At 70.3% G+C, this 12,429-nt stretch carries 10 protein-coding genes; 4 read left to right on the forward strand and 6 right to left on the reverse strand.

Annotation, left to right across the window (positions count from 1 at the left end; genetic code table 11):
- Nucleotides 1-7: 7 nt before the first annotated feature.
- A complete protein-coding gene (locus IF19_RS0113425) occupies nt 8-769 on the forward strand; it encodes an NUDIX hydrolase (protein WP_030113369.1) in 762 nt (253 codons plus the stop codon).
- A 90-nt stretch (nt 770-859) separates the two neighbouring features.
- Complete coding sequence (locus IF19_RS0113430) at nt 860-2,065, forward strand: MarP family serine protease (protein WP_030113368.1); 1,206 nt, start codon at nt 860-862, stop codon at nt 2,063-2,065.
- Between the two features lie 110 nt (nt 2,066-2,175).
- Here IF19_RS0113430 and IF19_RS1000000138215 read toward each other — a convergent pair whose 3' ends face one another.
- From IF19_RS1000000138215 to acs, 5 genes are all read right to left on the reverse strand, one after another.
- Nucleotides 2,176-2,379 carry a hypothetical protein gene (locus IF19_RS1000000138215; RefSeq protein WP_078580538.1) on the reverse strand — a complete coding sequence of 68 codons (204 nt, stop codon included), beginning with the start codon at nt 2,377-2,379 and terminating at the stop codon, nt 2,176-2,178.
- Nucleotides 2,380-2,494: 115 nt separating this feature from the next.
- A complete protein-coding gene (locus IF19_RS0113435; RefSeq protein ID WP_030113367.1) occupies nt 2,495-3,556 on the reverse strand; it encodes an alpha/beta fold hydrolase in 1,062 nt (353 codons plus the stop codon).
- The gene (locus IF19_RS0113440) at nt 3,553-4,080 is read right to left on the reverse strand and encodes a phage holin family protein (RefSeq protein ID WP_030113366.1); all 528 of its coding nucleotides are present in this window, start codon (nt 4,078-4,080) and stop codon (nt 3,553-3,555) included. Before IF19_RS0113440 ends, IF19_RS0113435 begins: the two co-directional genes overlap by 4 nt.
- Before the next feature lie 40 nt (nt 4,081-4,120).
- Nucleotides 4,121-5,533, reverse strand: a complete 1,413-nt coding sequence (nhaA, locus tag IF19_RS0113445; RefSeq protein ID WP_030113365.1) for a Na+/H+ antiporter NhaA — start codon at nt 5,531-5,533, stop codon at nt 4,121-4,123.
- A 279-nt stretch (nt 5,534-5,812) separates the two neighbouring features.
- Nucleotides 5,813-7,813: an acetate--CoA ligase gene (acs, locus tag IF19_RS0113450; protein WP_030113364.1), complete on the reverse strand. Its 2,001-nt coding sequence runs from the start codon at nt 7,811-7,813 to the stop codon at nt 5,813-5,815.
- Between the two features lie 702 nt (nt 7,814-8,515).
- On the opposite strand from acs, the gene IF19_RS0113455 reads away from it, so the two are divergent.
- The gene (locus tag IF19_RS0113455; protein ID WP_030113363.1) at nt 8,516-9,898 is read left to right on the forward strand and encodes a polysaccharide deacetylase family protein; all 1,383 of its coding nucleotides are present in this window, start codon (nt 8,516-8,518) and stop codon (nt 9,896-9,898) included.
- Between the two features lie 231 nt (nt 9,899-10,129).
- Here the strand turns inward: IF19_RS0113455 and IF19_RS0113460 are convergent, their stop codons facing one another.
- The gene (locus IF19_RS0113460) at nt 10,130-11,125 is read right to left on the reverse strand and encodes an ATP-binding protein (RefSeq protein ID WP_030113362.1); all 996 of its coding nucleotides are present in this window, start codon (nt 11,123-11,125) and stop codon (nt 10,130-10,132) included.
- A 102-nt stretch (nt 11,126-11,227) separates the two neighbouring features.
- Here IF19_RS0113460 and IF19_RS0113465 point away from each other — a divergent pair, with 102 nt between their 5' ends.
- Nucleotides 11,228-12,052, forward strand: a complete 825-nt coding sequence (locus tag IF19_RS0113465; RefSeq protein WP_030189578.1) for a Fic family protein — start codon at nt 11,228-11,230, stop codon at nt 12,050-12,052.
- Nucleotides 12,053-12,429: the final 377 nt, after the last annotated feature.

The raw sequence follows: 12,429 nt of genomic DNA on the forward strand, positions 1-12,429 counted from the left end.
GGTGCCTATGACGCACACGCACACACACGGCACGACGCGGGCCGGGAGCGGCCCGGCGGAAGGGCCCGTCCGCGCGGACGGCGACGGACGCGTCAGCGACGTGCCCGCAGCCGTCACGACCGAGGGCCTGCCCGCGTGGCTCGCCCCCGTCGCCGACGCCGCGCGCACCGTCCGTCCGCAGCAGCTCAGCCGCTTCCTGCCGCCCGAGAGCGGGGCGGGCCGGCAGTCCGCCGTCCTGGTCCTGTTCGGGGAGGGGGAGCGCGGGCCGGAGCTGCTGCTCATGGAGCGTGCGGGGACCCTGCGCTCCCACGCCGGGCAACCGTCCTTCCCGGGCGGCGCGCTGGACCCCGAGGACGGCGACCAGGCGACCACCGGTCCGCTGCGCGCGGCGCTGCGCGAGGCCGAGGAGGAGACCGGACTCGACCCCCGGGGCGTGCAGATCTTCGGCGTGCTGCCCCGGCTCTACATCCCCGTCAGCAGCTTCGTCGTGACGCCCGTGCTCGGCTGGTGGCGTACGCCCAGTCCGATCGGGGCCGTCGATCCGGCCGAGACGGCCCGGGTTTTCACGGTCCCCGTGGCGGATCTCACGGACCCGGCCAACCGGGCCACGGCCGTCCACCCGAGCGGGCACAGCGGCCCGGCGTTCCTGGTCGAATCGGCGCTCGTCTGGGGCTTCACCGCCGGAGTGATCGACCGCATCGTCCACTACGCGGGCTGGGAACGCCCCTGGGACAGGTCCAGACAGGTGCCGCTCGACTGGCGCTCATGACACGCTGGCTGTCCTGCTGCGCTGCTCCGGGCCCGGTCCGGACCCCGTCCCCTCGACGGGCCAGGTGACGAAACTGCGAGGCTATAGACGGTGAACGTGCTGGACATCCTGCTGCTGCTGGCCGCCGTGTGGTTCGCGGTCATCGGCTACCGCCAGGGTTTCGTCGTCGGCGTCCTGTCGGTGATCGGTTTCCTCGGGGGCGGCCTCGTCGCCGTCTACCTGCTGCCGGTCATCTGGGACCGGGTGACCGAGGATGCCGAGATCTCCACGGCGATCGCCATCGGCGCGGTCGTCGTGGTCATCGTCTGCGCCTCGATCGGCCAGGCGTTCACCACCCACCTGGGCAACAAGCTCCGCCGGTACATCACGTGGTCGCCGGCGCGCGCCCTGGACGCCACCGGCGGCGCCCTGGTCAACGTGGTGGCGATGCTGCTGGTGGCCTGGATGATCGGGCTGCTGCTGGCCGGCACCGCGCTGCCGAAGCTCGGCAAGGAGGTCCGCACCTCCTCGGTGCTCCTCGGGGTCGACCGGGTGATGCCGGAGCAGGCGCCCACCTGGTTCCAGGACTTCTCCTCGGTCCTCGCGCAGAACGGCTTCCCGCAGGTCTTCAGCCCGTTCGCCAACGAGCCGATCACCGAGGTCAAGGCCCCGGACCCGGCCCTCGTGGGCAGCCCGGTCGCCGCCCGCGCGAAGAAGTCGATCGTCAAGGTGGTGGGGACGGCGCCGAGCTGCGGCAAGGTCCTCGAAGGAACCGGTTTCGTCTTCTCCGAGCGCCGTGTGATGACCAACGCGCACGTCGTCGGCGGCGTGGACGAACCCACCGTCCAGATCGGCGGCGAGGGCCGCCTGTATGACGCGAAGGTCGTCCTCTACGACTGGCAGCGCGACATCGCCGTCCTGGACGTACCCGATCTGCGGGCCAAGCCGCTGAAGTTCACCGGCCCGGACGACGACGCGGAGACCGGTGACAGCGCGATCGTCGCGGGCTTCCCCGAGAACGGCGCGTACGACGTGCGCTCGGCCCGCGTCCGCGCCCGCATCGACGCGGACGGCCCGGACATCTACCACCGGGGCACGGTCCGCCGCGATGTGTACTCGCTCTACGCGACGGTGCGCCAGGGCAACTCGGGCGGCCCGCTGCTCACTCCGGACGGGAAGGTGTACGGCGTGGTGTTCGCCAAGTCGCGCGACGACCAGGAAACCGGATACGCGCTGACGGGCGACGAGATCCGCGAGGACATCGAGATCGGCCGCACCGCCGACCAGCAGGTCGACAGCCAGGGCTGCGCCCTCTGACCGGTGTCCGAAGGATCGGCGCCGGGCCCGGTACCGGGGAGGCCGGCGCCGGGCCCCGGCCGCGTTCCGTCCTGCCGCCGTTCCTCGCTCGTACGGAAGGGCGGTGGCGGTCAGTTGCGGGTGTGGCGGAGTCGGGCCGAGACCCAGCGGGCCCGGCGACGGAGAATGCGGGAGATCCCGAGACGGGAACGGTGAACGTCATGCACGTGGTGCACCCGGCCGCGAGGGCCGCCCCCCTCATGCGTGCTCACACCGGTCGTGGCGGCGGAGCGGCGGTTGCGTGCTTCGTCAGTGAAGTCGTGCGTCCAGCCCATACCCCGACGTCTGCCCCTGACCCATGGTCGGTAATCGTGCGCGAGTCGGCCAATTGGCTTATGCGGCAGGCAATTGGCTGTGCGTCACACACGCGTTCGTCCGGCGGGGCGACGGCTACCGGTCGGGCTCGGGATCCTTGAGCCAGTTGATGAGTTCGTTGGAGAAGCCGATCGGGTCCTCCTCGTGCGGGAAGTGCCCGACACCGTCGAAAAGTCGCCATCGATAGGGCGCCTCGACGAACTGTCCGGAGCCCGCCGAACTACGGGTGCGGACCGCCGGGTCGAGCGATCCGTGCAGGTGCAGGGTGGGCACCCGGATCGGGCGCTTCATCCGCCGGTTGAACTGGATTCCGTCGGGACGCGCCATCGACCGCACCAGCCAGCGGTACGGCTCGATCGAGCAGTGGGCGGTGGAGGGGATGCTCATGGCCCGCCGGTAGACGTCCAGGGTGTCCTCGTCGGGGAAGTCCGGGGTACGGGGGCCCGCCCAGTCCTGGATGAGCTCCCCGACCAGCGCGGCATCGTCGGCCACGAGCTGGCGCTCCGGCAGCCACGGGCGCTGGAAGCCCCAGACGTACGAACCGGCCCGCGACTGGGCGAAGTCGGACAGCATCGAGGAGCGCCAGCGGCGCGGGTGCGGCATGGAGGAGACGACCAGCCTGCGGACCAGTTTGGGACGCATCACGGCGGCGGTCCAGGCGAGGTACCCGCCGAGGTCGTGGCCGACGAGGGCCGCGTCGGGCTCGCCCAGGGAGCGGATCACGCCGGTGACGTCGAGGGCCAGGTTGGCGGGGTCGTAACCGCGCGGCGTGCGGTCGCTGCCGCCCACGCCCCGCAGGTCCATCGCGACCGCCCGGAAGCCCGCGTCGGCGAGCGCGGTCAGCTGGTGGCGCCAGGTCCACCAGAACTGCGGAAAGCCGTGCAGCAGGAGTACCAGCGGGCCCTCGCCCACCTCCGCGATGTGGAAGCGCGCACCGTTGGCGGCCACGTCGCGGTGGGTCCACGGGCCGTCGAGCCGCACCGGGCCCCCGGCTGCGGTACGCCCCGCCGGGGCTGCGGACGGCACGTCCGGGGCTGTCCGGTCGGCAGCGGTCGCGGAGCCGTCGGCCGCGACGGTCGGGTTCACCGGGTCCGCGGGACGCGCCGGGCCGGATGCGCTGGAATCGGGAGCCGTCATGTGGACGAGCGTGCCACAGCGGTGGCGTTGTCCCGGCCGGTGCCGCCCTCGACGCCCTTCGCCAGGGAACTGCCGGACCGCTCGATGATCGCGGCGGCCTCGACCGACGGGCGGGGGTGCGGCTTGGCGTTCTGGAGAACGGCGGCGGTCTGCTTGGCGGAGGCGATGGACTTCTCCGGCGGCTTGACCTTCTTGAACTTCCGGATGCCGAGGAACGCCAGCAGCAGGCCCAGCGCGATGAACGCCCCGCCCACGATCAGGAACGACCACGCGAGCCCGAGGCCCAGGTTGTGGATCCCGTACGCTGCGGCGAAGCTCAGCACCGGGATCGAGAAGAGCGCGAACACGCCCGCGGCGACGAACGCGATGCTGCCGATCGCCCCGCGCTTGGCGTCCTGGCGGACCTCCGCCTTCGCCAGCGCGATCTCGTCGTGCACCAGTGCGGACATCTCGGCCGTCGCCGCGGCGACCAGTTGCCCGATGCTGCGGTCGGTGTTGCCCGCGTAGTTGCCGGGGTCGCTCATCCCTGACTCCCTCTCCGTCTTCGACACATCCGATGTCAGATCATGCCGGACTGTTCGGCTTGTTGCGCGCCGCCCCCGCCCGCTCTTCGGCGATACGGCGGTGTTCGGCCGCCTTGCGCTCGTGGATGACGGCCATCCGCAGGTGGTATTCCGGGTCGTCCTGCTCGTAGACGTCCGGTACTCCGGACTGGTCCTCGTCCAGCTCCTCCGCCTCGGTCAGCGCACGGTACTTCCGTACCCGGATCCTCAGGAGTACACAGGCGATCACGGCCGCGATCAGGGAGCCGAGCAGGACGGCGGCCTTGATCTCGTTGACCGCCCCCGCGTCACCTTCGAAGGCGAGCTCTCCGATGAGCAGCGAGACGGTGAACCCGATGCCGGCGAGGGAGGCCAGCGCGAAGACGTCGGCCCACGCCAGGTCCTTGTTCAGCTCCGCCCTGGTGAAACGGGCGGCCAGGTACGTGCCGCCGAAGATGCCGAGGGTCTTGCCGACGACGAGACCGAGGACCACGCCGAGCGTCTCGGGCCGGGTGAAGACGCCCGCCAGCGCCTCGCCGTTCAGCGCGACCCCGGCCGAGAACAGGGCGAACAGCGGGACGGCGACCCCGGCGGACAGCGGGCGGACCAGGTGCTCGATGTGCTCTCCGGGGGAGTGCTCCTCGCCCTCGCGGCGGGTACAGCGCAGCATCAGGCCCATCGCGACACCGGCGATGGTGGCGTGGATGCCGCTGTTGTACATCAGCCCCCAGACGACCAGGGCGAGCGGAACGTAGACGTACCAGCCCCGGACCTCGAAGCGCAGGAGCGTGTAGAAGAGCACCAGCCCGAGGACGGCGCCGCCGAGCGCGAGGAAGTTCAGGTCCGAGGTGAAGAACACCGCGATGATCAGGATCGCGAAGAGGTCGTCCACAACGGCCAGGGTGAGCAGGAAGGCCCGCAGCGCGGACGGCAGGGAGGTGCCGACCACGGCGAGCACGGCGAGCGCGAAGGCGATGTCCGTGGCCGTCGGGACCGCCCATCCGTCCAGGGAGCCGCCGCCGACGACGGAGGTGAGCGCGTAGACGAGCGCGGGCGCCGCCATCCCGCACAGCGCCGCCACCACCGGGAGGGCGGCGGCCTTCGGGTCGCGGAGTTCGCCCGCGACCAGCTCGCGCTTGAGCTCGACACCGGCGACGAAGAAGAAGACGGCGAGCAGCCCGTCCGCCGCCCAGTGCGCCACGGAGAGGTCCAGGCCGAGGGTCCCGGGGCCTAGGTGGAAGTCGCTGACCGCCCCGTACGAACCCCCGAAGGCGTTCGCCCAGACGAGTGCCGCGACCGCCGCCACCAAGAGCAGCATCCCGCCGACCGTCTCGGTTCGGAGCGCCTCGGCGACGTAGTTCCGCTCGGGGAGCGAGAGCCTGCCCAGCAGCGGGCGGCGGGGCGGCGCGGGTGTGGGGGGCGTGGGTGCTGCCACGAGAGAGACCTCCAGGTCGGGGCGGTGCGCGGGTAGCGCTGATCGGCATGCCGACCAGACTTCCCGGCGCCCCTGTGGAGATGTTCTATGAAGTTGTCGATCTCCCGCCACTCTACCGGGGGCGTGAGAGGCGGACCGGACCCGGCGAGCTGCGGGCTCTTCGCCCGGACGCCGGATGGGCACCCGGTGCGTCACCGGGTGCCCATCGGAGCCGTACAGCTGTGGTCTGTCCGTGCGGACGGAGCCGTCAGTCCTCGCAGTCGTCGGTTCTCGGAGCCGTCAGTCCTCGTCGGACGAGGAGGACGGGAGCTGCGTCGTGATCAGGTCCATCACCGAGGAGTCGGTCAGGGTCGTGACGTCGCCCAGCTCGCGGTTCTCCGCGACGTCGCGCAGGAGGCGGCGCATGATCTTGCCGGACCGGGTCTTCGGCAGCTCGGCGACCGGCAGCACCCGCTTGGGCTTGGCGATCGGGCCGAGCGTCGCGCCGACGTGGTTGCGCAGGTCCGCGACCAGTTCGTCGGAGGCGGTCGCCGTACCGCGCAGGATGACGAACGCCACGATGGCCTGGCCGGTCGTCTCGTCGGCCGCGCCGACCACGGCGGCCTCGGCGACCGACGGGTGGGAGACGAGCGCCGACTCGACCTCGGTGGTCGAGATGTTGTGCCCGGAGACGAGCATGACGTCGTCGACCCGGCCGAGCAGCCAGACGTCGCCGTCCTCGTCCTTCTTGGCGCCGTCGCCCGCGAAGTACTTGCCCTCGAAACGCGACCAGTAGGTGTCGATGAAGCGCTGGTCGTCGCCCCAGATGGTGCGGAGCATGGACGGCCACGGCTCGGTGAGGACGAGGTAGCCGCCCCCGCCGTCCGGCACCTCGTTGGCCTCGTCGTCCACGACGGTGGCGGCGATCCCGGGCAGCGCGCGCTGGGCGCTTCCCGGTTTCGTCTCGGTCACGCCGGGCAGCGGCGAGATCATCATCGCGCCGGTCTCGGTCTGCCACCAGGTGTCCACGACCGGGCACTTGTCGGCGCCGATGTTCTTCCGGTACCACATCCACGCCTCCGGGTTGATCGGCTCACCGACCGAACCGAGGACGCGGAGGCTGCTCAGGTCGAACTTCGCGGGGATGTCGTCGCCCCACTTCATGAACGTACGGATCGCGGTGGGCGCGGTGTAGAGGATCGTGACGCCGTACTTCTGCACGATCTCCCAGAACCGGCCCTGGTGCGGGGTGTCCGGGGTGCCCTCGTACATGACCTGCGTCGCGCCGTTGGCGAGCGGCCCGTACACGATGTACGAGTGCCCGGTCACCCAGCCGACGTCGGCGGTGCACCAGTAGACGTCGGCCTCGGGCTTGAGGTCGAAGACCGCGTGGTGCGTGTACGCGGCCTGGGTGAGGTAGCCGCCGGAGGTGTGCAGGATGCCCTTCGGCTTACCCGTGGTGCCGGAGGTGTAGAGGATGAACAGCGGCTGCTCGGCCTCGAACGCCTCGGGGGTGTGCTCGGCGGACTGGCGGCCCGTGATCTCGTGCCACCAGATGTCGCGGCCCTCGGTCCAGGCGGTGTCCTGCCCGGTGCGGCGGACGACGATTACGTGCTCGACGGTGTCGAACCGTGAGACGGCGTCGTCGACGGCCGGCTTGAGCGCGGACGGCTTGCCGCGCCGGTAGCCGCCGTCGGCGGTGATGACGACCTTGGCGTCCGCGTCCTTGATGCGGGCCGCGATGGCGTCGGCGGAGAAGCCGCCGAAGACCACGGAGTGCGTGGCGCCGATGCGGGCGCAGGCCAGCATCGCGATGGCGGCCTCGGGGATCATCGGCAGGTAGACCGCGACCCGGTCACCCTTGCCGACGCCCAGCTCGGTCAGCGCGTTGGCTGCCCGGGAGACCTCGTCCTTCAGCTCCGCGTAGGTGATGGCCCGGCTGTCGCCCGGTTCGCCCTCGAAGTGGATGGCCACCCGGTCGCCGTTGCCGGCCTCGACGTGGCGGTCGACGCAGTTGTACGCGACGTTCAACTCGCCGTCCGCGAACCACTTCGCGAAGGGCGGATTGCTCCAGTCGAGGGTCTCGGTCGGCTCGGTGGCCCAGGTGAGGCGGCGCGCCTGCTCGGCCCAGAAGCCCAGCCGGTCCGCCTCGGCCTGCTCGTACGCCTCTGCGGTGACGTTGGCGTTGGCGGCCAGCTCGGCAGGCGGAACGAACTTCCGCTCTTCCCGAAGCAGGTTGGCCAGGCTTTCGTTGCTCACGACTTCTCCCAGTCCCAGGGTGTCCGTTGTGTCCCGGGGCATAGCTCATCAGGCGCGAGGCCGGGTGACAAGTGTCTGCCGGGAATTGGTTTAGACCTGTGTCTTCGTGTATGGAGCCATGATCCCGCTCCGCGTTCCGGGGGTGCCGAGCGACGCGTGGGGTGCGGTGATTTCGCCCGGGTGGGGCGGGGTGAGGTGGGGCGGGCGCGTGTCGCGGGGGTCGCGGTGGGTGTGCCGGTCGGCGGAGGCGGGGCGTGGCTCCCGGGTGCGTCGACTGGTTGCACGCGTCCGAGGGGTGGCCGGTTCAGGTCGATGCGGGCCGGGGCGCGTGGGGGTGGGGTGGGGTGGAGTTGGTTGGCGCGGTGCGGTCGGTGCGGGCGGTGCTGACCGCGTTGGTGAGGGGGCGGTCGGGGCGGTGCGGTGCTGGCCGGGTCGGTGCGGTTTGCGGTCGGTTCGGGGCGGCTCGGTGGGTCGGTTCGGGTGGTCCGGAATGGCGTGAATCGACTCGGCGCGACGTGGACCGACGTTGGGTCGGCGTGCCCCGATGCGGGTCGGCGGGGCCCGGCGTCGGTCGACGGGGTCCGTCGAAGAGTGGGGGGCGTTCGGGCGAGTCGATAATCCTTATTGATGAATAAGCAGCTTTTCATTCGGTATGTCGCCCTTGCCGTGCGGGACCACATGCGAACTTGGCCGCGCCGTGTCGGCACTCCAACGCAAATGACCTGCAAGGAAGAGGGTGGGCGGATGATGGCCGCCACGAAGAGGATCGTCCTGGGCGTCATGTCCACGGCCTTGGTCGCCGTTCTCGCGGGCTGCTCCGGAGCTGGTTCCGGAGGTTCGGGCTCCGGGTCGGCCGACACGGAGAAGGGGGCCCATGGCGCCAAGGAGAATCCGCCGGCCGCCCCGAAGGGCGCGGTCAAGCTGATCGGGGACGGTTCCACCGCCCACACCGGCGTCCAGCCGAACATGCCGGCGGTCCAGCGCCTGGCCCCGGGCGAAAAGCCGCCCCAGTTCGTGGTGTTCTCCTGGGACGGTGCCGGTGAGGACAGCCAGAAGCTCTTCTCGCACTTCCGCGGTGTGGCCAAGAAGTACAACGCGAAGATGACGTACTTCCTCAGCGGTGTGTACCTGCTGCCGGAGGAGAAGAAGGATCTCTACAACCCGCCGCAACACGCCCCGGGCCGCTCCGACATCGGCTTCAACGACACCAAGGGCATCCGCGACACCCTCGCCGAGGTCCGTGCCGCCTGGAAGGAGGGCAACGAGATCGGCACCCACTTCAACGGGCACTTCTGCGGCAGGGACGGCGGTGTCGGGACCTGGTCCGTCGAGGAGTGGAAGAGCGAGATCAGCCAGGCGAAAGCTTTCGTCAAGAGCTGGAAGACCAACACGCCAGAGCTCAAGGGTGAGGCCCCGCTGCCCTTCGACTACGACGAGGAACTGATCGGCGCCCGCACTCCCTGCCTCGAAGGCCAGAAGAACATGGTTGCCGCAGCGCGGACCATGGGCTTCCGCTACGACTCCAGCGGCGTCGGCAACCAGGTCTGGCCCAAGAAGAAGGACGGCGTCTGGGACGTTCCGCTCCAGCTCGTCCCCGTGCCCGGCCGCGCCTTTGAGACCCTCTCGATGGACTACAACTTCATGGTCAACCAGTCCGGGACGGCCACCCAGGGGGACCCGTCCCAGCACGAGTTCTGGGGCAACCAGATGCGGGACGGCCTGCTCCAGGCATTCGATCGCTCCTACAACGGCAACCGGGCGCCCCTGATCATCGGCAACCACTTCGAGTCCTGGAACGGCGGCACCTACATGCGCGCCATCGAGGAGACCATTGCGAAGGTGTGTCCGAAGGAAGGCGTGCGCTGTGTGTCTTTCCGCCAACTCGCCGACTGGCTGGACGCGCAGGACCCGAAGGCGCTGGCCAAGCTGACCAAGCTCGGCGTGGGAGAGGCCCCCAAGGCCGGGTGGCAGTCCTTCCTCGGCAACCAGCCGGCCCCCCAGAAGGCCGGAAGCAAGGCAGCCACAGGGGCCGCCCAGGAGAAGGCGGGGGAGAAGACGAACAAGTCCACGGACGAGAGCGCCGACGAGAAGGCGGACGAGAGGGCCGAGAAGGACGCGCAGGAGTAGTTCCCGGGGCGGCGCGGGGCGGGGCGGGGCGGACATGGCAGGGCGTCAGGAGAGTTCCACGCACCTGGCCTTCGTCCCCCGGGTGCCGTTGAGGGGGGCGAGGCGCACGGCAGCACGAGCGATGACTGAGCGCACCACCGTGTTCGCCGGTCACCTGGAAGAGGGGTGACCGGCGAACACGGTCCCCGCGTGACGATCGGCTCTCAGAGCCGAGGGATCGCGCGCGATGTGTCAGGCGGGTGCCGTCGCTCCCGCCCCGGCGTGTCGCTCGTCGAGGACGAAGGCGGGGTCGACCTGGGCGGCCAGGTCGGCACCCGTCTTCTCGTTGCCCCAGCTCTCGGCGTTCTTCAGGTGGAAGTGCACCATCTGACGGGTGTAGCGCTCCCAGTCGCGCAGCTCGTACGAGTCCTCGGCAGCGTCCTGCAATGCCTGAAGGGCCATCCTGTTGTCGGCCTCCAGCAGCTCGAACCGGGACGGCCGTCCCTTCTCCATCGAACGCACCCAGTCGGAGTGGCCGACTCCGATCAGCAGGTCGTCGCCGACCTCCGCCCGCAGGAACTCCAGGTCGTCCGGCCCCTGCACCTTGTTCCCGACGACCTTCAGTGCGACGCCGTAGTCACGCGCGTACTCCTTGTACTGGCGGTAGACCGACACTCCCTTGCGGGTCGGTTCCGCGACCAGGAACGTCATGTCGAAGCGCGTGAACATCCCCGACGCGAACGAGTCCGAGCCCGCCGTCATGTCGACCACCACATACTCGTCGGGTCCGTCGACCAGATGGTTGAGGCAGAGCTCCACGGCTCCGACCTTGGAGTGGTAGCAGGCCACGCCGAGGTCGGACTCCGTGAACGGGCCCGTTGCCATCAGCCGGACGTCCCCGTCGTCGAGCCGAACCGTACGCGCACAGGCATCGAAGATCGGATTGTCTTCACGGACCCGCAGCAGGCGGGAGCCCTCGCCGGGCGGGGTCGTCTTGATCATCGTCTCGGCGGAGGCGATGCGCGGGTTGGAGCCCCGCAGGTAGTCCTTGATGAGGGGGAGATGCGCGCCCATGGCAGGAAGCGCGGCGGCCTCCGCCTCGTCCAGACCGAGCGCGGCCCCGAGGTGCTGGTTGATATCGGCGTCCACGGCGATCACGTGGGCTTCGTTGGCGGCGAGGTGGCGGATGAAGAGCGAGGACAGCGTGGTCTTTCCGCTGCCGCCCTTCCCGACGAAAGCGATCTTCATGTTCACCTAGGGTAGTGCTTCCGTTGCGTTGCGCTGTCAAGGTTCGTGAAGAAGGCCACTTGAGGGTGGCCGGAGCGAGGTGGGCGCGTAGCCTCGCTACTTATGAGTACGACTGCCTCAGACCCACTCGCCGCGCTCGGTTCCCTGCCCGGCGTGCCCGACGCCGTGGACTCCGTTCGTACGTCCGTCGACCGGGTCTACGGGCACCGCGTCATGCGGCGCCGCAGCAATGAGGTCACGGCCGAAGCCGCACTGCGCGGCTCCCGCGGCTCGGCCGCACTGTCGGGTGCCGACTGGAACCTCGAAGAAGTACGTCGGCGCACCGACTTCAGCGGCGAGGATGAGGCGCGCGTGGTCGGTGCCGCCCTCCGGCTCACCGCGGAGGCGGGACAACTCCTCTCCATCTGGCGGCAGTCGCCGCTGCGGGTGCTGGCGCGGTTGCACCTGGTGGCTGCGGGCGGGGCGACCCCCGATGACGCGGTGGGCCGCCCTCGGCTGGCGGGCGAACCGGTCGACGAGCCACTGATTGAGGCACCGCTCCCCGGTGCCGAAGAGGTCGCGGGCCGACTGGAGGGTCTCTCACGGTTGATCATCGCGGGCGGCAGCGCCCCTGCTCTGGTGACGGCCGCGGTGGTCCACGGTGAACTGTTGGCGCTGCGCCCGTTCGGTTCCCACAACGGCCTGGTGGCCAGGACGGCCGAGCGGATCGTGCTGATCGGCAGCGGCTTGGATCCGAAATCGATCTGCCCGGCCGAGGTGGGACACGCGGAGCAGGGTCGCGCCGCTTACGTGGCGGCGTTCGAGGGCTATACGTCCGGAACTCCGGAGGGCATGGCCGCCTGGATCGCCCACTGCGGGCGTTCCGTCGAACTGGGGGTGCGCGAGTCGACCGCGGTCTGCGAGGCGTTGCAGCGCGGCGCCGCCTGATCTTCGATTCGCTCCCCAGGTGTGCGCCGGATGCCCGCTGCGAGGGCACCGGTCTCGTAGGGAGGGCGCGAACAGGTGGGCGCTGGGTCCCTGGGGTCGAGGGGCGGGGCCGGGCCGGGCCGACCGAACCTTCGTATCGGGAGGGCAAGGGCACTCTGCTGGCCAGTTCGGCAGCCGGGTGGCTGTGAGAGTTGCGGCGGTACCGGTGTCCGGTACCGCCGCTGGCACGTCCGCCGAGTTACCAAGCGTCCTCGTGATTCGCCCATCAGGTCGGGTGCTTTGCCCGTCACCTGGTGCGGCTGGCCCGTAATCGACGGGTCGACGTCGCGTGGGTGCTCAGCTTCCATGCGCGGTCCGTGGGGCCGTCATGCGTAGCA

The organism is Streptomyces californicus (genome assembly GCF_000717645.1).
GTDB classification, from domain to species: Bacteria; Actinomycetota; Actinomycetes; order Streptomycetales; family Streptomycetaceae; genus Streptomyces; species Streptomyces californicus.